The organism is Pseudomonas sp. Pse79, from assembly GCF_024519615.1.
GTDB classification, from domain to species: domain Bacteria; phylum Pseudomonadota; class Gammaproteobacteria; order Pseudomonadales; family Pseudomonadaceae; genus Aquipseudomonas; species Aquipseudomonas veronii.
On sequence record NZ_JALJRR010000009.1, the window covers coordinates 151145 to 175692 of the forward strand.

Consider the following 24548-nt stretch of genomic DNA (forward strand, 5'->3'; position numbering starts at 1 on the left):
TGGATATAGCGATGACTCAAATAAAAACGTGCTGTGAATCCATTGTTCGATCAGGCTTCGGCATCCTGCAAATGTCTGATGCCATGCTGCAGGACTACAAAAAAATTGTTGATGGATATTCAGCAATCTCTCAGGCCACTAAAGATTCATTTTCCTTTGTTCAAACGCTGCTATATTTTTCCCGCTCGCAACCATCAATTTAAATAGTACCATAAACGTCCGCACACCAAGTTCGGTAATCAACCGATTCAACTTCTCTAATATTCTCGCGGGTTCGAACATCCCATGTTTCTAAACTTCAACGCTCTTTACCTCGAAGGCTTGCTTTTGGGCATGGGGCTGTTCGCCGCGCCTGGTCCGAAAGACACCTTGGTCATCCGCCAAGGTGTGGGCCGGGGTCCGATCTGGGCCGTGGTTGCTATCTGCGTACTCGCCGATGTCCTACTGATCGCTGTTGGCGTCGCAGGGTTGGGTTCATTGCTGGGAAGTCGGCCGGGTGTGGTGGCGCTGTTGCTGCTGTCCGGTGCGGCGTATTTGCTTTGGTTTGGCGGTCAACGCTTGCTGGCCTGCCTACGTAACCAGTCCATGCCCAACACGCAAGGCGGTCACTCGCAGCGAGGCTTGCTGCGCACCGCACTGGTGCTCGGGTTTGCCAATCCTTACGCCTGGCTTGATACCGTCGTGCTGATCGGCTCGATCGGCGCAGCCAAACCCACCGGCCAACAAGCGCTGTTCGCGAGCGGCGCGATGACGGCGTCGTTGGTGTGGTTTGTGATACTGGCGCTGGGATGTCAGCGTTTGACGCGGCTGTTCCAGGCGCCAGTGGTGTGGCGCTGGTTGGATGCGGGTGTGGCGGTGTTGATGGTGTACCTGGCCGGGATGTTGATCACTGATTCAGTGGGTGTCTTTCAGCAGGTAATCGGGGTCAGACTCTGAAGAGTCCAAAGGGCTGCGAACGCCTCAATGTCGTCGTTCACCAAGTCGGCTTGGGCGTATCGCGCTGGAGAAAGAGTAATTTGCCGGTTGCGATAGGCCGAAGTCGGCCAGAAGCGGCCACTGCAACGTCGTTTGTAGCGGATTGAGCCCTGGATTGCGCAAATATGCAGTCAGCAATTGACTTCACCTTGCGAGACCGCCATATCTGTTTTTTTCCAACGTGGCGAAGGTTTATCTGACAATGGTGCAAGTGGATGCAAACCTGATTACTGACTGGCAAACATTCCACAGTGTTTTCGCAGAAAAATTCGGCTTTCCTAGCTTCTACGGCCGCAATATGGACGCTTGGGTTGATTGTCTTTCATATCTCGATGACCCCACCGCAGAAATGTCGTCTATCCACGTCCAAAGCGGACAAACGCTTTCATTGGTCATCGACAACGCCCAGAGCTTCAAGCGCCGCTGTCCTGAACAATTTGAAGCGATTGTGGAGTGTGCAGCTTTTGTGAACTGGCGAATCGTCGTTGCTGGCGGCACCCCGCTCCTGGCACTTGCTTTCAATGTTTAAATGCTCGCCCACATCAATCGACAGGGGTGTTATCAACGACTGCGATGGGGCGAAAGTTGACCGCCCGGACAGGCAGAAAACGGCCAAAAGCGGACGTCAGAGTCGTTCAGAAAAATGTGCCCCCTTTAGCGTTCCTGGCAAGTTTTCATTCGCGAAGAAAACTATCGAAAGACAGTTTGCTGCCCGTACTTGACTCACCTTTCGTAAGCAATGGCGTAGGTGCTCCCTGAGCGCTTGATATGAGCAAAGCCGAGCGCTCCTAAATGCATGCCAGCTACCAGCAAGTTATCTGAGCTTGGATCACCAACTTTTTACTAAATGGGTCATTCTCATGCTGACGGCAACAGTCAATTTGCTGATGCGATGTACAACCTTTAACCGCTTATCGGTTAATGTACAGGCTCTTCATCTTCATACCGCCGCGCATTTTTTTGACCCCCGGTTCCATGTCCGCAGGGCATGCGCCTTGAAAGATGCCATTGATGACGGTGTGCTGCGTTTTGATTTTCCCGTTTAAGTCAAACGAAGTATCGGCCGTCAGTACGTACGATTTCGCAAGATCGCCGCTGAACGAGCCTGCCAGCTTCGCGTCTGGGCAGCTTGATTTAAAATTGTAGCCGTCGCCTTTGCCGCTTTCCGATTCGATCTTGCATTCCTGTTCGAAGTCGGACCATAAGTCGTCGTCGATCAGCCTGTCCTTTGGCTGATCGACGCAAATCTCCCAGGAAAACGGCGAGGTGGACGGTGTTACCTTCCACAAACCTGAGGCGCGCTGAAGACGCTGGGAGGGTTCTACGGCCGCGGCCGGCAATGTGACTGCAAGTGTTATAACGGGAATCCACAAAAAAATGGCGGAATACTTCATCACGATTCCTTTCTGTAAAGCATTAAATTGAGCACCGAAAAACGTTTCCTCCATTTCGATTCCCCGAGTTTTTTATGACCTTTTGAGGCTACTTCGCCCATGCGAGGTTAGCATTTTTATATATTTCTAGGCTCATGAGCAACTGCTTCTGGCCGACTTCAGCCCTTCGTGACAGGCAGAAGTCGGCTATTAGCGGCCATTGCTTACCTTGAAGAACATGCGAAACATTCGGTGGGCACGCTTTAAGTAAATGTCCTTCTCATCCCAGCGATGCCGACATGGGAGTAAGCCTCCTTGAGGCTGAGAGAGAACCAAAAGGAGGCGTCAGTAGAATTTCTTCCTGACAAGTTATCGTCGTAATTTTGAAAGGAGTTGAGTGATGGCTCGAACTAAAACAGCTAAAGCCAAAACAAGATCAATCAATTCGCTCATTTTTTCACCTCGTAGAAAGGACACGAGGTAAATTTACAAATTTTCAGAGCAGACGCATGGGGGGGATTGCAGGGTGACATAGGGATAGAAAATTCCCCCTACTTGGGTGAGATAAATTTTGCCCCTATCCTTTCATGCGTAGGCAGGCCACGCTCTCGGTCATAAACCTTGGATAAAATAGCTTTTGCCTCAACAGGATAAAAAACCTCGAGAAATCTCAGTAGAGGAGTTTTTTCAAGGCTATCAGTAATAGGTTTAGTAGGTCTGATATTTGCGTTCCAAGCTAGATACATACATACCCCATTGACAAAAGACTCAGCACGACTGTCAGGGCGACCTTCAAAGTCAATTAAGTCGATTTGTTCGTCAAGTAGGCTTCGGACTTCATTTAAAGCCTTTAAGGAATTACGAAGTTTTTCAGTATTATATGTGGACCACGCAGAGGGGAGCATGCCATTAACAACGTCAAAAATATCTACAAAACCATTATCTAGTTTTTTACGAGCGTGTTTTATATTTTTCTTATGGTGCGTATATGACGCTTTAGCTTCTGTAGGTGTCGAATAGAAATGAGTAGCAAGATCGTAAGTTCTTAGTGCATCAGATATCATTAAAAATACGCCATCAAGTTCGCCGGAGTATCGGCCGAACTTAATTGTCTCGGCATCGATTCTAGTTCTGTAGGGTCTACCCATCGCCTCGAAAGCACGATCTATAAGTTCCAGTGTTTCTTCAGCACTGAACGAAAATACAGGCTTTTTATTGTAGTGGTTTCTGATTCTTGATAGCGAAGAGACTTCTTCTAAGGTTAAAGAATTGTAACAGCTATCAGACAGTTCCCCTTGCTCCATAAAAACCTCGGTAAAAAGTCAACAATGCGTATTTTCTTCTCAGTTTCGCATATTAGAATAACTCTGCCAGTGAAGCGAATCGACCGCGTCCACTTTGGGCGGGGGCTGCGGCACACGCAGATATCCATGATCGTCCGTTTCTGGAAGCATACGTCTAAGGTGGCACCCATTGGCCGTTTTCTGCCTCTCGCCAAGGGCAGTAATCGGCCAGAAGCGGACGCTTAGAGTGCAGAAAATAAATCTGTCCCCCCTTTTATTGCAAGCAGACACTGGAACAGTCCATGACAGCAGGGCGGCTCATTAGGCTGCACGCGCCCGTAGCGAATGGTCAGGTGCTTTCTGCTTCTGACAGGGCCTTGGCCACTACGGCAGGTAAGCTTCCGGGCGCCCTTATACGCATTTGCTTGTTCAAATTAAAACGACCGAACACAACCGTGATGTCAGAAACCGAGACGTCAAACTCTCGGGCGAGAAACTTAACCATGTGGTCCGTCGCCCTGCCTGCTACGGGTGCGGCGGTGACGCTGATCTTGAGTTGACTTCCTTTCGCCTTGCCGATGGCATCCTTTTTGGCGCTCGGAGTTCCAAGTATGTTCAGAACTAAAGTCTCTCCATCCCACCCACAAAACGAGGACATCTCAAAGCCACGGCCGGATGATTTCTTTTTGGTAATCGCTTTTGCTTTCTTCACATGGATCCTGCGTAGGTCGGATAAAAATGCCTAACTAAGGTAATCGGGGTCACTCCCCGATTGTTCTGTCGGCTAAGGTCGCAATAAACGGCGCTTGGTTGCGCCGACCCGGAGGAATTGCGCGACGCGAAAACGCCCAAACGCCCGGTTGATTGTGTAGTTGGTTGGCGTTTTTTTCAAATGCCGACCCTAACCGCCGCTCACCTTCGATGCCCATTCATGGACGGGCTTTAAGCGATCAATCGCAGCGGACAACGCTTCGATCGAGTCGCTCAATGGGTCAATTGGAGTCCAAATAGTCAGGTGAGGCGAAACCAACATAAACGTCGAATTCGCGTCTGCCCCATCCTTTCTCAGCACGGTCACAGCTTGGCGGGCTCGGCCATGGTAGCTCCGGTCTTTGTTGAGGCAGCCGATGGCTTCGGTGAGTATTGAACGCCATAACCCATCGGTGATTTCGGAGAGACGAAACTCGCGTCCACCTAAAGTGTCCTCCAGGATTTTCGGTCTTGAACTTAGCTGCCACGCGTCTCTCGCGAAACGCAGGGTGATGTCCTGAGGATCGAGTATATCTGGCACAAGTCGTAGTAACGCAGGGATTTCCAGTTCGGATTTTATCAGCGTTGCAATCGGCCAGCCGCTGTATTGCAAGCCCTCGAGATTAACTCCCACGCGCGCTTTCCCATCGTTCGGGTATATCGCGAGGTTCCATTGAACTCCTTCGTGTCCATCACTAATTCCAAAGGAGGGTTTGTTTAATTGGCCGAATGGTCGTCCTTTAATACCCAGCAATTCGGTGAATCCGTGTAATAGATGGGCGTATAGGGTGTTCCTGCTGGAGCGCGTAGACTGTTTGCGGGGAGGAGCACCCGCTTTTGATACATCGATGTCTTCTTTTTGCGCTTCCATGATGGTTACTGCACTTACGTCCGATACCGACGCGAGTATGGATTGAACCGCAAGAATTGCATCGTCCGGGTGAAGATTGAAGAACTCACGCCTTCTCTGTCGGAGTGGCAGGAGCTTTGTATGAACCAGCGACTCAAACTTCTGGCAGTCGTTCACTGCAATCTGATGGGTTACCTCCCAAAGAAAATCACCCGTCGAGCTCTGATTTATTTCTGCACAGCGAACAGCAGGATCTCTAGCGGTTCTTCCGATCTTGCACACCGGAAGTTCGATGTCTTTAACCCCGAGGATATATACATATCCTCTCTCAGGGGCAGGATAGTTTTCCATAATGGTTTACCTGCAGTTGTATAGGAAACTAGCTCCTTAAGTCACCGGTCGGAATGGCTTGCAAACAGCACTTGCCACTTACCACCTGGCGTGAAGGTAACTCGACTCGAAAATATCAATTTAGCACGCGGAGTCGCCTACAGGCCGAATGATTGAGTTAAGGCCGAGGCTCGATCGACCGCTCCGGGGCGGATAGCGACGGTTTAGAGTCGACTGTCGTTATAAATAGTCAGACTTTCGTCTGTTCCGCCGTCTTAAAGGCATCGTCGACCTCGACTCCGAGGTATCTGACAGTGCTTTCAACTTCGTATGACTTAGGGTAATTATAGTCAAACTCTGAAAAATCAAAAAGGGCTGAAATGCCTCAATGTCGTCGCTCACCAAGTAGACTTGGGCGCGTCACGCTGGAGAAAGAATAATATGGGAGTTCAACGACCGCGACGGCACTCTCAACAGTCTCTAAGTTCATAGAAACGGTTTAGCTTGGCCCTGTTGCCATCTTGGCGCTTATGGGATCGTACCTATGAACGGCAGTCAGCGAAGGCGAACCTTTTATTCGGCTTATGATCAAGTATGAATAAACGTCGTTTCAATTAGGAGGTCCTGATGGCCACTGCACATGTTTTCATCGCCGTCAGCCTGGACGGCTTCATCGCCCGGCCAGATGGCGACATTGATTGGCTTTTGCAGCGTGATGATCCAACTGAAGATCATGGCTACTGCGCCTTCATTGCCGACAAGGATGTGATCGTGATGGGGCGAGGCAGCTATGAGAAGGTGCTGACCTTCGACACATGGTTCTACGACCGGCCCGTCGTGGTGCTGTCTGAACAACTGGCCGGTACGCCGGTGCCCGAGGCGTTGAAGGGCAAGCTGCGCTTCTCAAACCTCGCACCAGGGGACCTGATGGCCGAACTGGATGGGCAAGGCGTGCATCGTGTCTATGTCGATGGCGGGCAGTTGGTGCAATCCTTCCTGCGCGATGGGTTAGTCGCCGATATGGTGATTACCACTGTTCCCGTACTGATCGGATCGGGAAGGCGATTGTTTGGGGCCCTTCAGCAGGACATTGACTTGGAACTAGTATCCAGCTGCAGCTTTGCTTCGGGGTTGGTGCAGTCTACCTATCGGTTGACGGTATGACCGGTTCGCGAGGATGTTCGATCTAGAGCAATGAGGGGAGAGGGGGGATTTATTTGCCGAGGCCGATTTTCGTGAACGTTGCCTTTTCTTCTGGCTGGCAGTCAGTTAGTGGTCGACTTCTGCCGGATATGACAGGCAGAAATCGGCCAGAAGCGGACATTATTCGCTCTATGGATAATCCGACGAGCTACTTATGACTTTGAGCGGAGAAACCCATGGAGCTTCATGAGCAATTGGATCAGGTCAAGGACGCCAATACCTTTCTGGCTTTTGCCCACGCCCTGGCGGAAGACAAATCGAATGGTGACTGGGAAAACGGGACGATAGAAGCCTTCCTAGACGGAGCTATTGCATGGGCCGAGGACAGTAATTTTGGCGTCGATCAGGGGCTTCAAGGCTCCAATCCTTGGCGGCAATTCGCTAATTTTTTGTACTGCGGAAAAATATACGAGTAAACAGGTGAAGTGTTTATTCGCTTTAAGCGTTGCGTCTAGGGGGTAGCCGAACGGGCTCGGCTCCACCTCACGATCGACCGATTCTGGTCGGTCACCGCCAATTTTAACTGGCTGTATTGGGTCGAAAGCGGCCCATTCTGACGGCGAATATCTGTCTGAACGTTTCGGCTACTATAACCTCTAGCCGCTGGGCGCCATTCAAGCTTCGGGATATTGTATGAAAACTGTCGACGCAAACCGCCTGAAGATCTGGCAGGCACTTTCAGAGTTTTTTCTCGATACCGAGATCACCGACGCGACTTTTGACTATGTTGCTCGCGTAGTCCTGGAGACAGGCTATTCGCCCCAAGAAATTCACAGCATCCTTTGGAATGAAGTTTTCCCTGTGCTTGAAGGAAACCTCAAATCCATTGCAGGTGAATGGGCGGGATGGACAGATGAATGGCTGTTAGAGCATTTGTCGGTATGTGAGGTCTCTACGAACAAGCTGGTTGACAGCGGCATTATTAAAGAAATCAGAAGATGCTGGGGGCAAGTGGCAGCCCGGCTTCCGCTCGCATATGCCTGACTCGACTTCATCAATGCTCCTAGTGGCTACGGGCTCCTAGCGACCGTTGCTCTGGTTTGCCATCCTTGTCCTTCCACACGTGGAGGACATGTCATGAGCATCATCGCTACCCGCAGCCGTCAGCCCTGGAACAAAGGAAAATTGGTGGGCCAGAACCCCCCGCTACAACTGAGAGATATCTGGGCCATCCGAGTAAGGCTTCAAATTGCGGAAAGAACCAGGGAGCTGGCTCTCTTCGATCTGGCCATCGACAGCAAACTTCGAGCTTGCGACTTAACCATGCTCCGCGTGCGCGACGTCGTCCATGGCGAGCACGTATCATCACGAGCCATGTGATGCAGCAGAAAACGCAGCGGCCAGCGCAGTTCAAGATTACTGAACAAACACAGTCCATCTATCCACTCGCCAATACGCTCGTATCGTCAAAGGCTGGGTGAAGGCCGTTGGCCTTGATCCAGCCATGTATGGCACTCATGAGATGAGACGTACGAAGGCATCACTGATCTATCGCAGAACGAATAACCTGCAGGCGGTTCAACTGCTGCTCGACCTGTACGAAGACCTGAACGGCAAACACCGCGACATCGCCCTGGCGATCCATCAACTGAGCGAACTGGGCGTACTCCTCACCGCCAAATTGCTCGATCGTGAAACGCCCTGCCCTGGCCAACCCGCCCAACAAGCCGTCTCAGGCCACCTGCAACGGCTTGCCGCGATCAATTGACCCCAGGCCAGCTCTCCACATATTCAATAGTGAAGTCCGGATAGGAATCGACGATCTGGATCTTGTAGTCGGGGTAGCTGTCGACGGTTTGCCATTTGCCAACAGAGTCAGGCCAGGAAACCACCTTCTTTACCTTAAGGTCGGGGTACTGATTCACCACTTTCACCTTGTAGTCGGGATAGCTGTTCACGAACTGGATCTTGCCGTAAATCTTCGACACATCGACCGTCGTACCGGCGTGAGCGCAAAAAGTGCAGGTCAACAGCAAGGAAGCGAGGGCAGCTTTGAACATGAGCATTACATCCTAAAAAATCGAAGCGTCCAGTCTATCGATATCCACGCGGGCCGTTTCAACTCACCTGCCCGATTGCTGGCGGCGTCATCATACGGTACATACAACGGCTCGGCGATCTGGCTTGTGATGGCTTTGGTCAACCCCCTCAGCCTTGCCGAACGCGCGATTGAGCTCAAGCGCCATCGATGGCGTCGAGCTGCTTGGCAGCGTGAAGGCCCACGCCTTATCGCTCTAAAGTGATCACTGTAGTCCGCTATCCAAATCTAGCGGTTCGGAATTCTATTTCGCGGGAAGAAAGTGACCAGCTACTCGTTTTATACTTGGCCGGTTCAGGCTTGCTCATGCAGTCATTTCACCAGCCAGCCCATAAAGTGAGAGAAGCTGAATTCAACTCAAATCTGTCACCTTGATTGAGCGCCCATAGCTTTCCAACAAGGCTGTCATCAAGTACCACCTCTTCAGCTGTCTCGATCAGATGCCGTGTATGCAGTTTTTTTGAAGCCTAACGCTTCTGACCATGGATCAACCTACCAATAAATAGTCCGAAGATCGGCATGATAATACTGGAACGCGGAGATGACCGCTCTGGGGCTATTTCAGCCGGTTCCGACAGGCAGCTATTGGCCGAATGCGGCCTATTCCGAATCCCCGCTCTCGCCCCATAGCTGCTGGTGGTGATCGCCCGCTTTAGACCGTAAACCATTTCGAGTGAAGAGAATTAACTCGTCTGATTTTCACCTGTGCAACTAGATCAAGGAGGGATTTTAACGAATGCGTCGTTAGGGATATGGGCTCTTATCGCTTGCTCGATTTTGCGTTATGCCATGCAGCTGCATGGCATAACGATAGTGGCTGGTGAATGCGATGCGCTCACGCCCCTAAACGATGCGGCACGCGGGAATTGCGTTACAGCGCTCGCACTGGAATGCAGATGTCGCAACTAAACTCACCGGTGTGGGGGTCAAGTGCCGTGGTCGCAGAAAACATCTCGAAGCAAGGCCTATCGTCGCATTGTAGTCCGCTGGACGGCATCCATTCACGCGTCAGCCACATCCAGGCGTTACCTAAAACCTCAGCTTTCCCTTTGAAACTCGCTACGGCATAACGGCCGCCCGGCAGAGTTAGAATATCTACCTGGCCGCTAGCAACAAAATGAGCGGGTACTTCGACGCACGCGTCATAGCGGCACTTGTTGGCTGGAGTGAGAGACGGGTCGTCATGACCTATGCCATAACACGTTTCATCACTGAGGCCATTTGAGTGCATCCACGGGGCAATGGTGCCGCGCCAAAATTCGCCGATGGCGGGCCCATATGGTCCGATCAAACGTTGATACGCGACGCGTGCTTTTGGTAAATCAACGATACGTACATCCATGGCACAAGTTTCCGTTAGCCGATAAGAGACGTCAGATTCACCGAGCGCGGGCTCGCCTTCCTGATGGATATTGCTGAAGACCTGATCAGGATTGCTCTCTTGGTTGCCTGGTTGCTGTCCGATCGCGGACGCCTGCATTTTCAGCCGCTGAAGAGTCGTGGAGCGCCAGGTCGATGGCGTGCAGCCGAACTTGAGTTTGAAGGCTCGCGCAAACGCTTCACCCGAATGGAAGCCGGTGGCCAACGCTGTTTCAAGTACTGTTTCATGGCTACCACAGGACAGCCGGAAGGCCGCCTTCTCGAGCCGTCGACGCTGTGCATAGCTGCCAAGCGTTTCGCCCATCCATGCGGCGAAAATTCGATGAAAATGGAAGCGCGAGAAATTGGCGATGTCGGCTAACTGCGCGCCATCTAACGGCTGATCGAGGTGAGCATCGATGTAGTTGAGTACACGATTTATCCGTCGCGCGTACTCAGCGCGGGATACTTGCGCAGAAGGCTTGGTCGTCATGTTAGCTATTCTAAAAATCACCGTTCATGTGGCTGTTGAGCCGTTGAGTTCCTGCGATAACCGCAGCGCGTTCTTCGTTTCTTTCTCGGCAGCCTGCAGCTCCAGCGTAGGCCAATCTGTAGCAAAGGTATCGAGTTTGAACTGTTGGCAGAGCGCTTAAAGCGTCATGTCAATCCACGCAGACAGCACAGGACCAGGCACTTCGACGGTCATCGGGTTTTTGAAATAACGCCACCCATGTATTGATTTAAATCGCGAAAATCCTTAACGCTCCATGAGTGCGGCGATAGCTTTATTCCATTCTCACGCAAGGTTCTTGGAATTAAGTCGCCATTTGGGCGAAGTATTATCGAAGACACAATCACGCCCGGATAATCATTTAATCGTTTTTTGAAAGCGAGCGTTGTTAGATCAGGCGTCGGCGGATTACTTTTTTTAGCCAGCGGTCCTGTTGCTTTGAGATCCATTCCATGGCACATGCTGCATCGCTGTAGATAGAGATTTTTTCCATTAGCATTATCCGCGAAGGATAGTGATGTTTGAGTCAGCGACAACATTCCTAGCGAAGCGATGAGCACTACTTTCATTGTTTTTATCTTCCTTGATGGGATCGGCGTTGATTGGACGCGATTGGGCGCGCGGGAAAGATATCAGCCATCGCGTCGGCGCACACGGTCATTTCTGATGCCCATTAAACCAACACGTTTTCCCGGAGGTAATCGGGGGCAGACCCCGGTTGTTTCCTGCATCTGGGGGAGAATCGGCGTCGTTCGCCAACCCCGACCGACCTAACGGAAATTTTTCGCCACAGATACTGACTTTCAACCCCAATCGCTCCTGCGCTAACTTCCTCCCCGTCGCTTCCAACCCAGCGACCGGACTTGAGAATCCGAGAAACAATAGGCTCACTATATTAGGAGCTTAAGCAATGAGCGTTTCTGACAGGCCATACCCTCACAACCCCACCACCCACACCTCCGCCCATCCAGGAGGTGCCCAATGATCAACCCACCCCTCAACAAAACCCTCGGCGTCATCACCTTTTCCACCTGTGGCAAGCAGCCCAACCTTCACCGACTATTCCGCGTGAACGCCGGCGTGCCCATCCGCGATGCGTTGGAGCATGCCTCCGAACTTCTCCACTGTTCAAAACTGCTGGCGTTGGATGCCGCCATGGACACGGGCGCGGATCGTTATGCCTGGGCGGCGCATTATTTGGGGGAGATGGCGAAGGCGGTGGTGGATGATTTGGCGAATGGGATGTTGGCCAATGGGGTGACGGAGGAGGGTGAAGTGGCGGGTAGTTAGTCTGGTGGTTTGAGGGTGTTGCGGCTGACGCTATCGCAGGCAAGCCAGCTCCCACAAGGGGCTGTGTTTCAAGTTGATGTTGCGCTGGTCGGGGATTTTGCTGGTTGCCCACTTTTCGACAGGCGAAAAAAAAGACCTTGAATTTCAAGGTCTTTTTTTAAGATGGTGCCCCGAGGGAGACTCGAACTCCCACTCCTTTCGAAAACGGATTTTGAATCCGCCGCGTCTACCAATTCCGCCATCAGGGCTCAATGGCGGCGAAGTATAGAGATGAGATTACCGTTGGTCAATCACGTTTCATGGTCAATTTTGACTATTTCCGCTAGACTTCCCGGCCCTGCTAGACGAACCCCATCATGCGCGTTGCTGACTTTACTTTTGAGCTCCCTGATTCGCTGATCGCCCGCCACCCTTTGGCCGAGCGTCGCGCCAGTCGACTGCTGACCCTGGACGGGCTCAGCGGTGCCCTCGCACACCGTCAATTCACTGATTTGCTTGAGCATTTGCGCCCAGGCGATTTGATGGTGTTCAACAATACCCGGGTGATTCCGGCGCGGCTGTTTGGCCAGAAAGCTTCCGGCGGCAAGCTGGAAATTCTGGTGGAGCGGGTGCTGGACAGCCATCGCGTGCTGGCCCACGTGCGCTCCAGCAAGTCGCCGAAACCGGGTTCGACTCTGCTGATCGATGGCGGTGGCGAGGCCGAGATGGTGGCGCGTCATGATGCGTTGTTCGAGCTCAAGTTTGCCGAGGAAGTGTTGCCGCTGCTGGAGCGCGTCGGCCATATGCCGTTGCCTCCTTATATAGACCGCCCCGACGAAGATGCGGACCGCGAGCGCTATCAGACGGTGTATTCCCAGCGCCTCGGTGCCGTCGCGGCGCCGACGGCCGGGCTGCATTTCGACCAGCCGCTGCTGGATGCGATTGCCGCCAAGGGCGTCGAGAGCGCGTATGTGACCCTGCACGTGGGGGCCGGCACGTTTCAGCCGGTGCGTGTGGATAACATCGAAGACCACCATATGCACAGCGAATGGCTGGAAGTCAGCCAGGACGTCGTGGACGCGGTCAACGCGTGCAAGGCGCGCGGCGGGCGGGTGATTGCCGTGGGCACCACCAGCGTGCGTTCCCTGGAAAGCGCGGCGCGTGATGGCGTGCTCAAGCCGTTCAGCGGCGACACCGATATCTTTATTTACCCAGGCCGGCCGTTTCATGTGGTCGATGCGCTGGTGACCAACTTCCATTTGCCGGAATCCACGCTGTTGATGCTGGTGTCGGCATTTGCCGGTTATCCGGAAACCATGGCTGCTTATCAGGCTGCCATCGACAATGGATACCGTTTTTTCAGCTACGGTGATGCGATGTTTATCACCCGTAATCCGGCGCCACGCGGCCCAGAGGAACAACTATGAGTCGTATGTCGTTTGAATTGCTGGCCACTGACGGCAAGGCCCGTCGCGGTCGTCTGACCTTTCCGCGCGGTACGGTAGAGACCCCGGCGTTCATGCCGGTCGGCACCTACGGCACCGTCAAAGGCATGCTGCCGCGCGATATCGTCGCCACCGGCGCCGAAATCATCCTCGGCAACACCTTCCACCTGTGGCTGCGCCCGGGCACGGAAGTGATCAAGAAGCACGGCGACCTGCATGACTTCATGAAGTGGCAAGGCCCGATCCTCACTGACTCGGGTGGTTTCCAGGTGTTCAGCCTGGGCGCCATGCGCAAGATCAAGGAGGAGGGCGTGACCTTCGCCTCGCCGGTCGACGGTTCCAAAGTGTTCATGGGGCCGGAAGAGTCGATGCAGGTCCAGCGCGACCTGGGCTCCGACATCGTGATGATTTTCGACGAATGCACGCCGTACCCGGCCGATGAAGACGTCGCGCGGGTTTCCATGGAGTTGTCGCTGCGCTGGGCCCAGCGCTCGAAGAACGCCCACGGCGACAACACCGCGGCGCTGTTCGGTATCGTCCAGGGCGGCATGCATGAAAGCCTGCGCAAGCGCTCGCTGGAAGGCCTGGACAAGATCGGCTTCGACGGCCTGGCCATCGGCGGTCTGTCGGTGGGTGAGCCCAAGCACGAGATGATCAAGGTGCTGGATTACCTGCCAGGCCTGATGCCTGCTGACAAACCTCGTTACCTTATGGGCGTTGGCAAACCGGAGGATCTCGTAGAGGGTGTGCGCCGCGGTGTGGACATGTTCGATTGCGTGATGCCAACCCGTAATGCCCGCAATGGGCATCTGTTCATCGATACAGGCGTGCTGAAGATCCGTAACGCGTTCCATCGCCATGATGATTCGCCGCTGGATCCCACCTGTGACTGCTATACCTGCCAGAACTTCTCCCGTGCTTATCTGCACCATCTGGACAAGTGTGGGGAAATGCTGGGTAGCATGTTGAATACCATCCACAATTTGCGTCATTACCAAGTCCTGATGGCTGGTTTGCGCGAGGCTATTCAACAGGGTACATTGGCCGCCTTCGTCGATGCCTTCTATGCCAAGCGCGGGCTCCCTGTGCCGCCCTTGGACTGAGTTTTCCGACCCTAAGATTCACTATTTGCAACTGGAGTGCTAAATGAGCTTTTTTATCTCTAACGCCATGGCTGATGCCGCTGCGCCTGCTGCTGCCGGCCCTATGGGCGGTGGTTTCGAGTGGATTTTCCTGGTCGGCTTCCTGGTCATCTTCTACCTGATGATCTGGCGTCCACAGGCCAAGCGCGCCAAAGAGCAGAAAAACCTGCTCGGCAGCCTGCAGAAAGGTGACGAAGTCGTGACCACCGGCGGTATCGCGGGCAAGATCACCAAGGTTTCCGATGCTTTCGTGGTTCTGGAAGTCTCCGACACCGTCGAAATGAAGTTCCAGAAGGGCGCCATCGCCGCCACGCTGCCTAAAGGCACGCTCAAAGCGATCTGAGTAACAACTTTTACCAATCGACGGGGCGCGCAAGGCGCCCCGCGTTATAAGCGGGCGGCGTGATGCTGAACAAATACCCTCTGTGGAAATACCTACTGATCCTGGCGGTGCTGGCGATCGGTTTTATTTATTCCGCTCCCAATCTCTATCCTGATGACCCTGCGATCCAGATCTCTGGCGCCAGCACTTCGCTGAAGGTCAATCAGGCTGACCTGGAACGCGCGAGCAAAGCGCTCACCGATGCGGGCATCCAGGTCAAAGCGGCAACGTTGGCAGCTGATGCGAAGGGCGGCTTGTTGCGCCTGACCAAGCAAGAAGACCAATTGCCGGCCAAAGACGTCGTGCGCAAGGCCATGGGTGACGACTACGTTGTCGCGCTCAACCTGGCACAGACCACGCCAAAATGGCTGCGCAGCATTGGCGCGCACCCGATGAAGCTGGGTCTGGACTTGTCCGGTGGTGTGCACTTCCTGCTGGAAGTCGACATGGACAAAGCCCTCGACGCGCGCCTGAAAGTCTACGAAGGCGACGTGAAGAGCCTGCTGCGTAAAGAGAAGTTGCGTTATCGCAGCCTGCCGCAGCTCAACGGTGCCATCCAGCTGGGCTTCTCTGACGAAGCGTCCCGCGAGCAGGCCCGTGCGCTGATCCGCAAGAACTTCAACGATTTCGACATCGTACCGGCCGACCTCAACGGTCAACCTGTACTGCGTCTGGCGATGACCCCGGCCAAGCTGGCGGAAATCCGCGAATACTCCATCAAGCAGAACTTGACCACGGTGCGTAACCGCGTCAACGAGCTGGGTGTGGCCGAGCCGATCGTTCAGCGCCAGGGCGCCAACCGCATCGTGGTTGAGCTGCCGGGCGTGCAGGATACCGCTGAAGCCAAGCGTATCCTCGGCAAGACCGCCAACCTGGAATTCCGTCTGGCCGCCGAGCCGGGTGCTTCCAAAGCCACTTCCGAGACGTTCGAGTTCCGTGAAGGCAACCGCCCTGCGGCGCAGATCGAGCGTGGCTTGATCATCACCGGCGACCAGGTGACTGACGCCAAGGCCGGTTTCGGCGAGCACGGTACGCCTGAAGTGAACATCCGCCTGGATGGCCATGGTGGCGAACTGATGAGCCGCGCCACGCGCAGCAACGTCGGGCGCAGCATGGCGGTGATCTTCATCGAGCAACGCCCGATCACCACCTACACCAAGCAAATGGTCAACGGCGTCGAGAAAGACGTGCCGGTGCAGACCTTCAAGGAAGAGAAGAAGATCATCAGCCTGGCGACCATCCAGTCGCCGCTGGGTGCTCAGTTCCGCATCACCGGCCTGAACGGCCAGGGCGAATCGTCCGAGCTGGCCCTGCTGCTGCGCGCTGGTGGCCTGGCTGCGCCGATGTACTTCGCTGAAGAGCGCACCATCGGCCCGAGCCTGGGTGCCGACAACATCACCAAGGGTATCAATGCGGCCTTGTGGGGCATGCTGTTCGTGTCGCTGTTCATCATCGCCATCTACCGCTTCTTCGGCATCATCGCCACCGTGGCCCTGGCGGGCAACATGGTGATGCTGCTGGCCTTGATGTCGTTGCTGGGCGCTACGCTGACCCTGCCAGGCATCGCCGGTATCGTCCTCACCATGGGGATGGCGGTGGACGCCAACGTGCTGATCTTCTCGCGGATTCGTGAAGAGATCGCCGCGGGCATGACCGTGCAGCGCGCAATCAACGAAGGCTTCGGCCGGGCATTTACCGCGATTCTCGACTCCAACCTGACCACATTGCTGGTCGGCGGGATTCTCTTTGCCATGGGCACCGGCCCGGTCAAAGGTTTTGCGGTGACCATGTCCCTCGGTATCTTTACCTCGATGTTCACGGCCATCATGGTGACCCGCGCAATGGTCAACCTGATCTTTGGCGGGCGTGACTTCAAGAAGTTGTGGATTTAAGGGGCTGCCATGTTACGTACAATCAACTTCATGGGCGTTCGCAATATTGCGTTCGGCGTCACCGTGCTCCTTACCGTTCTGGCGTTGTTCAGCTGGTTCCATAAGGGCCTGAACTACGGTCTGGACTTCACCGGCGGTACGCTCATCGAGCTGACCTACGAGAAGCCGGCCGACGTGACTCAGGTGCGCGAAGAGCTGGTCAAGGCCGGCTATCACGAAGCTATCGTGCAGAGCTTCGGTGCGACCACCGATCTGCTGGTGCGGATGCCGGGCGAAGACCCGCAGCTGGGTCACCAGGTTGCCGAGGCCTTGCAGAAGGTCGGCGGTGATAACCCGGCGGCGGTCAAGCGCGTCGAGTTCGTCGGCCCGCAAGTGGGTGAAGAGCTGCGCGACCAGGGCGGCCTCGGCATGCTGATGGCGCTGGTCGGCATCATGATCTACCTGGCGTTCCGCTTTCAGTGGAAGTTCGGTGTCGGCGCCATTGTCTCGCTGATCCACGACGTGGTTGTGACCGTGGGCATCCTGGCGTACTTCCAGATCACCTTCGACCTGACTGTGCTGGCCGCGGTGCTGGCGATCATTGGTTACTCGCTCAACGACACCATCGTGGTATTCGACCGGGTTCGCGAGAACTTCCGCGTACTGCGCAAGGCGACGTTGATCGAGAACATCAACATCTCCACTACCCAGACCCTGTTGCGCACCATGGCGACGTCGATTTCCACCTTGCTGGCGATCGCAGCACTGATGATCTTCGGTGGCGACAACCTGTGGGGCTTCTCCCTGGCGCTGTTTATCGGCGTTCTGGCGGGCACCTACTCGTCGATCTACATCGCCAACGTGGTGCTGATCTGGCTGAACCTCAACAGCGAAGACCTGATCCCTCCGGCCGCGACTGGCAAGGAGGTCGACGACCGCCCTTGATGGGTGTTTGTTGATCTGCTGTTACAAAGAAGGCGCGAGTATTGAACTCGCGCCTTTTTTTTTGCTCCAAGGCTGGGTATAGCGCGGATCTTTCGGTCCGTTTGTGATGGTCAGGAGGTTCAACGTGAACAAGTCGTTACTGGTTGGTGCGGTATTGGGTGCTGTCGGTGTGACTGCCGGGGGTGCTGTTGCCACCTACAGCCTGGTAAAAAGCGGCCCTGAGTATGCGCAAGTGCTGGCGGTGCAGCCGGTGAAAACCCAGATTAAAACCCCGCGCGAGGTCTGCAAGGACGTCGCCGTGACCCGGCAGAAGCCGGTGCAGGATCAACACCAGATCGTCGGTACGGTGGTCGGTGCGCTGGCCGGTGGCCTGTTGGGCAACCAGATCGGTGGCGGTAACGGTAAGAAGCTGGCCACCGTGGCCGGTGCGGTCGGTGGCGGTTATGCCGGTAACAAGGTGCAGGAAGGCATGCAGAACCGCGATACCTACACCACCACGCAAACCCGTTGTAACACCGTCAACGACATCAGCGACAAGGTCGTCGGTTATGACGTGCGTTACACCTTGGATGGCAAGGAAGGTTCGGTGCGTATGGATCGTGACCCAGGCGGCCAGATCCCGGTCGATAAAGAGGGGCGTCTGATCCTCGGCCAGAACCAGCAATAACCCCGGGCCTGGCACAGTTCACAATGTGGGAGGGGGCTTGCCCCCGATGGCGGTGTGTCAGTCAGCCTATCTGTAGCTGAAACTCCGCTATCGGGGGCAAGCCCCCCGTCCCACAGTTGGCTTGTGGTGTTGCTGGTATTTAAGCTCACACCAAATTCCAGGCATAAAAAAAGCACCGAAGGGTGCTTTTTTGTGCTCGCTCGCTTAGCGCTTCAGCGAAGCCGGCAGGTGCGGCTGGATCGCCGTCAGTACTGCCTTGAAGCATTTGGTGTTGCCGGCTACCACGTGGCCTTTCTCCAGGAAGTCATGACCGCCGGTGAAGTCGCTCACCAGGCCGCCGGCCTCTTGGATCAGCAGGGCGCCCGCTGCCATGTCCCACTCGGACAGGCCCGATTCCCAGAAGGCATCGAAACGACCGGCGGCGACGTAGGCCAGGTCCAGGCTGGCTGCACCGGCGCGGCGGATGCCTGCGGTCTGGCCAACCAGGGCGCGGAACATACCCAGGTAGTTGTCCAGGTTGTCCATCTGGTCGTCACGGAATGGGAAGCCGGTACCCAGCAGGGCGCCGTCCAGACTGGTGCGGCCGCTGACGCGCAGGCGACGACCGTTCAACTGAGCGCCACGGCCACGGCTGGCGGTGAATTCTTCCTGGCGAACCGGGTCCAGCACAACGGCGTGTTCCAGGCGGCCACGGTATTTGCAGGCAATGCTCACGGCAAAGTGCGGGATACCGCGCAGGAAGTTGGTGGTGCCATCCAGCGGGTCGATGATCCACAGGTAGTCTTCGCCTTCGCCGCTGCCTTTGTGCAGGCCGGTTTCTTCGCCGAGAATGCCGTGGGTCGGGTAGGCCTTGCGCAGGGCGTCGATGATTTTCTGTTCGGCGGCGCGATCCACCTCGGACACATAATCCTTGGCGTCTTTTTCGTCGACCTTGATGGTATCCAGGCGCTCGATGGAGCGGAAGATCAATTCACTGGCGCTGCGGGCGGCGCGCAGCGCGATATTCAGCATGGGCTGCATGGATGTGTCACCTAAGGTTGTTAAAGAAAGCCGGGCATTCTAGCAGAAACTTTCTTCAGGTGAAGGACGGCGTGAGCTTTCGTGGCATAACCTTAGGCTGTTCTGTAAGATTTGCTCCCCTTTCCCGTGTCCGAGAGCGCCTCCCTTGCTGCAAAACATTCGTGTCGTCTTGGTCAATACCAGTCATCCCGGCAATATCGGCGGGGTGGCGCGAGCCATGAAAAACATGGGGCTGACGCGCCTGGTGCTGGTCGAGCCGCGCGTGTTCCCGCACCACGAGGCCGATGCCCGCGCATCCGGCGCCAATGACATCCTTGAAAAAGCCCAGGTCGTCGCCACTTTGGAAGACGCATTGGTCGGCTGCAACCTGGTGCTCGGCACCAGCGCCCGCGACCGGCGCATCCCCTGGCCATTGCTCGATCCGCGTGAATGCGGGACCAAAGTGGTGGAAGAGGCCGCCGGCGGCGCTGAAATCGCCCTGGTGTTCGGCCGTGAAGACTCCGGCCTGACCAACGAAGAGCTGCAGCGATGTCATTATCACGTGCATATTCCATCAGACCCGGAGTTCAGCTCGCTGAACCTCGGGGCGGCGGTGCAGGTGTTGAGTTACGAAGTACGCATGGCCTGGCTGGCCGCTGAAGGGCAGCCGAGCAAGGTTGAGAAGGATGAAGTGGCGTCGACCAAGAGTGGCGAGTTGGCCACCATGGACGAGCTGGAGCGGTTCTATGAACACCTGGAGCAAACCCTGGTGGCCATCGAATTCCTCGATCCGGAAAAACCGCGGCACTTGATGGCGCGCCTGCGTCGTCTGTACGGACGCAGCTCGGTCAGCCGGGCGGAAATGAATATATTGCGTGGCATCCTCACGGAAACCCAGAAAGCGGCCCGTGGCGAGCTTCTTAAGCGGAAGGATTAAAAATGTTCGAGCGTTTGCGAGAAGATATCCAGAGTGTTTTCCACCGTGACCCGGCGGCGCGCAACGCCTTTGAAGTACTGACCTGCTACCCGGGCATGCATGCGATCTGGATTCATCGCCTGTCCGGTGCCTTGTGGGGCATGGGCTGGAAATGGCTGGCGCGGGTGGTGTCCAACTTTGGGCGCTGGTTGACCGGCATCGAGATTCACCCGGGCGCCAAGGTCGGCCGCCGCTTCTTTATCGACCATGGCATGGGCATCGTGATTGGCGAGACCGCCGAAATCGGTGACGACGTGACCCTGTACCAGGGCGTAACCCTGGGCGGCACCAGTTGGAACAAGGGCAAGCGTCACCCGACCCTGGAAAACGGTGTAGTGGTCGGGGCGGGCGCCAAGGTGCTGGGTCCGTTCACCGTGGGGGCAGGGGCCAAGGTCGGCTCCAATGCGGTGGTGACCAAGGCGGTGCCGCCGGGCGCAACCGTGGTCGGCATTCCGGGGCGCATCATCGTCAAGCCGGAAGTCGGCGATGAGCAGGAAGCCAAGCGCAAGGCCATGGCTGAGAAGATCGGCTTCGATGCCTACGGCGTCAGCGAAGACATGCCCGACCCGGTGGCCCGTGCCATCGGCCAGTTGCTCGACCACCTGCAGGCGGTAGATGGCAAGCTGGACGGCATGTGCGGCGCGCTGAAGGAACTGGGCAGTAACTATTGTGCGAAAGACCTGCCTGAGCTGCGCGAAGAGGACTTCGCCGAGATCAAAGACGAAGCCGCCACCAAGGCTGGCTGAAGCCTCGCGATCACCAAAAGTCCCCTGTGGGAAGGGGCTTGCTCCCGATAGCGGTGGGGCAGTCACCTATACATTGACTGGTCCTTCGCCATCGGGAGCAAGCCCCCTCCCACAGGTTGTTCTCCATTGGTCTTGGAATTCCTGCTTGACCGCTGTTCCTTCTGTTCGTCCCCACCCCATCCTGCTATTATTTGCGCGCCCTTTTTACGGGTAATCCTGACTAAAGTACTAGGTCTTATAGTTGACTTAAATACTCGGGAATAGCATACTTGCTCCCATTCTGAAACACCTTGGTACTTGTCCATGAGACTGACTACAAAAGGCCGATACGCGGTGACCGCCATGCTTGACTTGGCTTTGCACGCGCAAACTGGGCCGGTGTCCCTGGCCGATATCTCCGAGCGCCAAGGCATTTCCCTGTCCTACCTCGAGCAGCTGTTCGCCAAATTGCGCCGCAGCAATCTGGTCTCCAGTGTGCGTGGGCCGGGTGGTGGCTATCAACTGTCCCGCGACATGCAGGGCATCCAGGTGGCCCAGGTGATCGACGCGGTCAACGAATCCGTCGATGCCACCAAATGCCAGGGTTTGGGTGATTGCCATGCCGGCGACACCTGCCTGACCCACCACTTGTGGTGTGACTTGAGCCTGCAGATCCATGAGTTTTTGAGTGGTATCAGCTTGGCTGATCTTGTGACTCGCCGTGAGGTGCAAGAAGTAGCCCAGCGTCAGGACCAGCGCCGTTGCAACACCAAGGCGCCGCGTCTGGACAAGATTGAAGCGTCCGCCGTCGAGTGACAGCCGAAGAGCTAACGGCACGCCAGCCAGCCTGATTTAGGAGAAAGTCCATGAAATTGCCGATTTACCTTGATTACTCAGCGACCACCCCGGTTGATCCGCGTGTCGCGCAAAAGATGAGCGAATGCCTGCTGGTTGACGGAAACTTCGGCAACCCGGCGTCGCGTTCCCACGTATTCGGCTGGAAAGCCGAAGAAGCGGTTGAAAACGCTCGTCGCCAAGTCGCCGACCTGGTGGGTGCAGATCCACGCGAAATCGTCTGGACCTCCGGTGCCACCGAATCCGACAACCTGGCAATCAAGGGCGCCGCGCATTTCTACGCGACCAAAGGCAAGCACCTGATCACCACCAAGATCGAGCACAAGGCGGTCCTCGACACCATGCGCCAACTGGAGCGTGAAGGGTTCGAAGTCACCTACATCGAACCGACCACCGACGGTATCGTGACGCCGGCGATGATCGAAGCGGCCATGCGTGAAGACACCATCCTGGTTTCCGTGATCCACGTGAACAACGAAATCGGCACCATCAACGACATCGCGGCCATCGGCGAGCTGACCCGCTCCAAAGGTGTGTTGCTGCACGTCGACGCGGCTCAGTCCACCGGCAAGGTCGACATCGACCTGTCGAAGCTGAAAGTCGACCTGATGTCGTTCTCGGCGCACAAAACCTACGGCCCCAAAGGCATCGGCGCCCTGTACGTGAGCCGCAAGCCTCGCGTTCGCATCGAAGCCATCATGCACGGCGGCGGTCACGAGCGCGGCATGCGTTCGGGCACCCTGGCGACTCACCAGATCGTCGGCATGGGCGAAGCGTTCCGTATCGCCAAGGAAGAAATGGCTGCCGAAAACGTGCGTATCAAGGGCCTGAGCGATCGCTTCTACAAGCAGGTCGAAAACCTTGAAGAGCTGTACATCAACGGCAGCATGACTGCCCGTGTACCGCACAACCTGAATTTGAGCTTCAACTACGTCGAAGGCGAGTCGCTGATCATGGCGCTCAAGGACCTGGCGGTTTCGTCCGGTTCGGCCTGCACCTCGGCCTCCCTTGAGCCGTCCTACGTGCTGCGCGCCCTGGGCCGCAACGACGAACTGGCGCACAGCTCGATCCGCTTTACGTTTGGCCGTTTCACCACCGAAGAAGAAGTCGACTACGCCGCGCAGAAAGTCTGCGAGGCCGTCACCAAGCTGCGCACCTTGTCGCCGCTGTGGGACATGTACAAAGACGGCATCGACATTTCCAAGATCGAGTGGGCGGCACACTAACTATAGAAGCCGCCACCCCAGCTCTGTAGGAACGTGGCGGAAAACGCAGACGTTTTTACAGGGTTCCAGAGCGGCCCTGATGAGTGAGGATTCAGTACCATGGCTTACAGCGAAAAGGTCATCGACCACTACGAAAACCCGCGCAACGTCGGCAAGATGGACGCGGAAGACCCTGATGTCGGCACCGGCATGGTCGGCGCTCCGGCGTGCGGCGATGTGATGCGCCTGCAGATCAAGGTCAACGAACAAGGCATCATCGAAGACGCCAAGTTCAAGACTTACGGCTGCGGTTCGGCCATCGCCTCCAGCTCCCTGGCGACCGAGTGGATGAAAGGCAAGACTCTGGATGAAGCAGAGACCATCAAGAACACTCAGCTGGCCGAAGAACTGGCCTTGCCCCCAGTGAAGATTCACTGCTCCGTGCTCGCAGAAGACGCCATCAAGGCGGCCGTTCGCGACTACAAGCAGAAGAAAGGCTTGATCTAAAGCATTTGGCGACGAGTAAGGAGTCAACGATGGCTATCAGCATGACAGAAGCGGCTGCGCGGCACGTGCGACGCTCCCTGGATGGGCGCGGTAAAGGTGAGGGGATTCGTCTGGGTGTTCGCACCACGGGCTGTTCCGGCCTTGCCTATGTGCTGGAGTTCGTCGACGAGGTAGTGGCGGAAGATCAGGTGTTCGAAAGTCACGGCGAGAAAGTGATCATCGACCCGAAAAGCCTGACCTACCTGGACGGCACCGAACTCGATTTCGTCAAGGAAGGGTTGAACGAAGGCTTCAAGTTCAACAACCCCAACGTGCGCGGTGAATGTGGCTGCGGCGAAAGCTTCAACATCTGAGGCTACTTGTGGGCACTCCTTGTCATTTCGCTTTATTCGAGTTGCAACCGAGCTTTCGGCTGGACCTCGAGCAGCTTGCCACGCGCTACCGTGAATTGGCGCGTGGCGTGCATCCGGACCGCTTTGCCGACGCTTCCGAGCGTGAACAGCGCCTGGCGCTGGAGCAGTCGGCCAGCCTCAACGAAGCCTATCAGACCCTCAAAAGCCCCCCCAAGCGCGCGCGTTACCTGCTCGCGATGAACGGTGGTGAGTTGCCGCTGGAAGTCACGGTGCATGATCCGGACTTTCTGATGCAGCAGATGCAGTGGCGCGAGGAACTCGAAGACTTGCAGGACGAAGCCGATCTGGCGGGTGTCGCAGTCTTCAAGCGGCGTCTGAAAGTGGCCCAGGATGAGCTCAACGAAAGCTTCGCAGCCTGTTGGGACGATGCAGCGCAACGTGAGCAGGCCGAACGCCTGATGCGGCGCATGCAGTTCCTCGACAAGCTCTCCTACGAAGTGCGCCAGTTAGAAGAGCGCCTCGACGATTAACCCAG

27 protein-coding genes, 1 tRNA gene and 3 pseudogenes are annotated in these 24548 nt (G+C 55.8%); 21 read left to right on the forward strand and 10 right to left on the reverse strand.

Annotated elements, in window-relative coordinates; all coding sequences use genetic code 11:
- The first annotated feature begins 285 nt into the window (after positions 1–285).
- Positions 286–936 (forward strand): LysE/ArgO family amino acid transporter, encoded by a 651-nt coding sequence (locus NR164_RS14075; protein WP_108524526.1) that lies wholly within the window; start codon positions 286–288, stop codon positions 934–936.
- A 241-nt stretch (positions 937–1177) separates the two neighbouring features.
- A complete protein-coding gene (locus tag NR164_RS14080; RefSeq protein ID WP_065942548.1) occupies positions 1178–1504 on the forward strand; it encodes a barstar family protein in 327 nt (108 codons plus the stop codon).
- A gap of 382 nt (positions 1505–1886) precedes the next feature.
- On the opposite strand, the gene NR164_RS14085 is transcribed toward NR164_RS14080, so the two are convergent.
- The 4 genes from NR164_RS14085 to NR164_RS14100 form a co-directional block, all read right to left on the reverse strand.
- The gene (locus tag NR164_RS14085) at positions 1887–2423 is read right to left on the reverse strand and encodes a hypothetical protein (RefSeq protein ID WP_226927612.1); all 537 of its coding nucleotides are present in this window, start codon (positions 2421–2423) and stop codon (positions 1887–1889) included.
- A 476-nt stretch (positions 2424–2899) separates the two neighbouring features.
- Complete coding sequence (locus NR164_RS14090) at positions 2900–3652, reverse strand: hypothetical protein (RefSeq protein ID WP_256822873.1); 753 nt, start codon at positions 3650–3652, stop codon at positions 2900–2902.
- A 328-nt stretch (positions 3653–3980) separates the two neighbouring features.
- The gene (locus NR164_RS14095) at positions 3981–4343 is read right to left on the reverse strand and encodes a DUF167 family protein (protein WP_017846747.1); all 363 of its coding nucleotides are present in this window, start codon (positions 4341–4343) and stop codon (positions 3981–3983) included.
- A gap of 189 nt (positions 4344–4532) precedes the next feature.
- A complete protein-coding gene (locus NR164_RS14100) occupies positions 4533–5582 on the reverse strand; it encodes a GIY-YIG nuclease family protein (RefSeq protein ID WP_256822874.1) in 1050 nt (349 codons plus the stop codon).
- A gap of 606 nt (positions 5583–6188) precedes the next feature.
- Here NR164_RS14100 and NR164_RS14105 point away from each other — a divergent pair.
- The 5 genes and pseudogenes from NR164_RS14105 to NR164_RS14125 form a co-directional block, all read left to right on the forward strand.
- Positions 6189–6725 (forward strand): dihydrofolate reductase family protein, encoded by a 537-nt coding sequence (locus NR164_RS14105; RefSeq protein ID WP_079444646.1) that lies wholly within the window; start codon positions 6189–6191, stop codon positions 6723–6725.
- Between the two features lie 215 nt (positions 6726–6940).
- Positions 6941–7180: a hypothetical protein gene (locus NR164_RS14110; RefSeq protein ID WP_169866149.1), complete on the forward strand. Its 240-nt coding sequence runs from the start codon at positions 6941–6943 to the stop codon at positions 7178–7180.
- Between the two features lie 217 nt (positions 7181–7397).
- Positions 7398–7748, forward strand: a complete 351-nt coding sequence (locus NR164_RS14115; RefSeq protein WP_046484735.1) for a hypothetical protein — start codon at positions 7398–7400, stop codon at positions 7746–7748.
- Positions 7749–7841: 93 nt separating this feature from the next.
- A pseudogene (locus tag NR164_RS14120) lies at positions 7842–8295 on the forward strand (integrase); the annotation flags it as partial.
- A pseudogene (locus NR164_RS14125) lies at positions 8287–8472 on the forward strand (DUF6124 family protein); the annotation flags it as partial. The pseudogenes NR164_RS14120 and NR164_RS14125, both read left to right, overlap by 9 nt.
- Here the strand turns inward: NR164_RS14125 and NR164_RS14130 are convergent.
- From NR164_RS14130 to NR164_RS14145, 4 genes and pseudogenes are all read right to left on the reverse strand, one after another.
- Positions 8465–8764: a hypothetical protein gene (locus NR164_RS14130; RefSeq protein ID WP_052735758.1), complete on the reverse strand. Its 300-nt coding sequence runs from the start codon at positions 8762–8764 to the stop codon at positions 8465–8467. The pseudogene NR164_RS14125 and the gene NR164_RS14130 overlap by 8 nt on opposite strands.
- A 5-nt stretch (positions 8765–8769) precedes the next feature.
- Positions 8770–8987: pseudogene (locus NR164_RS14135) on the reverse strand (hypothetical protein).
- 686 nt (positions 8988–9673) lie between these two features.
- Positions 9674–10654: a GyrI-like domain-containing protein gene (locus tag NR164_RS14140; protein ID WP_046382169.1), complete on the reverse strand. Its 981-nt coding sequence runs from the start codon at positions 10652–10654 to the stop codon at positions 9674–9676.
- Positions 10655–10863: 209 nt separating this feature from the next.
- The gene (locus tag NR164_RS14145) at positions 10864–11241 is read right to left on the reverse strand and encodes a cytochrome c (RefSeq protein ID WP_256822875.1); all 378 of its coding nucleotides are present in this window, start codon (positions 11239–11241) and stop codon (positions 10864–10866) included.
- Between the two features lie 412 nt (positions 11242–11653).
- Here NR164_RS14145 and NR164_RS14150 point away from each other — a divergent pair, with 412 nt between their 5' ends.
- Positions 11654–11962, forward strand: a complete 309-nt coding sequence (locus NR164_RS14150; protein ID WP_017846211.1) for a DUF3077 domain-containing protein — start codon at positions 11654–11656, stop codon at positions 11960–11962.
- Between the two features lie 163 nt (positions 11963–12125).
- On the opposite strand, the gene NR164_RS14155 is transcribed toward NR164_RS14150, so the two are convergent.
- Positions 12126–12210 (reverse strand) — tRNA-Leu (locus NR164_RS14155).
- A 108-nt stretch (positions 12211–12318) separates the two neighbouring features.
- Between NR164_RS14155 and queA the strand changes: the two genes are divergently transcribed.
- The 6 genes from queA to NR164_RS14185 all read left to right on the forward strand — a co-directional run bounded on the left by queA (position 12319) and on the right by NR164_RS14185 (position 18393).
- Positions 12319–13368 (forward strand): tRNA preQ1(34) S-adenosylmethionine ribosyltransferase-isomerase QueA, encoded by a 1050-nt coding sequence (queA, locus tag NR164_RS14160; protein ID WP_017846191.1) that lies wholly within the window; start codon positions 12319–12321, stop codon positions 13366–13368.
- Positions 13369–13373: 5 nt separating this feature from the next.
- On the forward strand, positions 13374–14489 hold the full coding sequence (gene tgt, locus NR164_RS14165; RefSeq protein ID WP_010565220.1) for a tRNA guanosine(34) transglycosylase Tgt: 1116 nt from the start codon (positions 13374–13376) through the stop codon (positions 14487–14489).
- A 43-nt stretch (positions 14490–14532) separates the two neighbouring features.
- The gene (yajC, locus tag NR164_RS14170) at positions 14533–14871 is read left to right on the forward strand and encodes a preprotein translocase subunit YajC (protein WP_003175975.1); all 339 of its coding nucleotides are present in this window, start codon (positions 14533–14535) and stop codon (positions 14869–14871) included.
- Positions 14872–14933: 62 nt separating this feature from the next.
- Positions 14934–16802, forward strand: coding sequence for a protein translocase subunit SecD (secD, locus tag NR164_RS14175; protein ID WP_256822876.1), 1869 nt, complete (start codon positions 14934–14936; stop codon positions 16800–16802).
- Between the two features lie 9 nt (positions 16803–16811).
- Positions 16812–17726, forward strand: a complete 915-nt coding sequence (secF, locus tag NR164_RS14180) for a protein translocase subunit SecF (RefSeq protein WP_017846188.1) — start codon at positions 16812–16814, stop codon at positions 17724–17726.
- 124 nt (positions 17727–17850) lie between these two features.
- On the forward strand, positions 17851–18393 hold the full coding sequence (locus NR164_RS14185; RefSeq protein ID WP_017846187.1) for a glycine zipper 2TM domain-containing protein: 543 nt from the start codon (positions 17851–17853) through the stop codon (positions 18391–18393).
- Positions 18394–18597: 204 nt separating this feature from the next.
- On the opposite strand, the gene suhB is transcribed toward NR164_RS14185, so the two are convergent.
- Complete coding sequence (gene suhB / locus NR164_RS14190) at positions 18598–19413, reverse strand: inositol-phosphate phosphatase (protein WP_017846186.1); 816 nt, start codon at positions 19411–19413, stop codon at positions 18598–18600.
- A 145-nt stretch (positions 19414–19558) separates the two neighbouring features.
- On the opposite strand from suhB, the gene trmJ reads away from it, so the two are divergent.
- The 7 genes from trmJ (at position 19559) to hscB (ending at position 24543) form a co-directional block, all read left to right on the forward strand.
- Positions 19559–20329, forward strand: a complete 771-nt coding sequence (gene trmJ, locus NR164_RS14195) for a tRNA (cytosine(32)/uridine(32)-2'-O)-methyltransferase TrmJ (protein ID WP_003210307.1) — start codon at positions 19559–19561, stop codon at positions 20327–20329.
- 2 nt (positions 20330–20331) lie between these two features.
- The gene (cysE, locus tag NR164_RS14200) at positions 20332–21114 is read left to right on the forward strand and encodes a serine O-acetyltransferase (RefSeq protein WP_046382172.1); all 783 of its coding nucleotides are present in this window, start codon (positions 20332–20334) and stop codon (positions 21112–21114) included.
- A 303-nt stretch (positions 21115–21417) separates the two neighbouring features.
- Positions 21418–21909 carry a Fe-S cluster assembly transcriptional regulator IscR gene (iscR, locus tag NR164_RS14205; protein WP_003194020.1) on the forward strand — a complete coding sequence of 164 codons (492 nt, stop codon included), beginning with the start codon at positions 21418–21420 and terminating at the stop codon, positions 21907–21909.
- 50 nt (positions 21910–21959) lie between these two features.
- Positions 21960–23174: an IscS subfamily cysteine desulfurase gene (locus tag NR164_RS14210; protein WP_017846184.1), complete on the forward strand. Its 1215-nt coding sequence runs from the start codon at positions 21960–21962 to the stop codon at positions 23172–23174.
- A gap of 99 nt (positions 23175–23273) precedes the next feature.
- Complete coding sequence (gene iscU / locus NR164_RS14215; RefSeq protein ID WP_003443374.1) at positions 23274–23660, forward strand: Fe-S cluster assembly scaffold IscU; 387 nt, start codon at positions 23274–23276, stop codon at positions 23658–23660.
- A 29-nt stretch (positions 23661–23689) separates the two neighbouring features.
- Positions 23690–24013 carry an iron-sulfur cluster assembly protein IscA gene (gene iscA, locus NR164_RS14220; protein WP_010565230.1) on the forward strand — a complete coding sequence of 108 codons (324 nt, stop codon included), beginning with the start codon at positions 23690–23692 and terminating at the stop codon, positions 24011–24013.
- Positions 24014–24021: 8 nt separating this feature from the next.
- On the forward strand, positions 24022–24543 hold the full coding sequence (gene hscB / locus NR164_RS14225) for a co-chaperone HscB (RefSeq protein WP_046382174.1): 522 nt from the start codon (positions 24022–24024) through the stop codon (positions 24541–24543).
- Positions 24544–24548 lie beyond the last annotated feature (5 nt).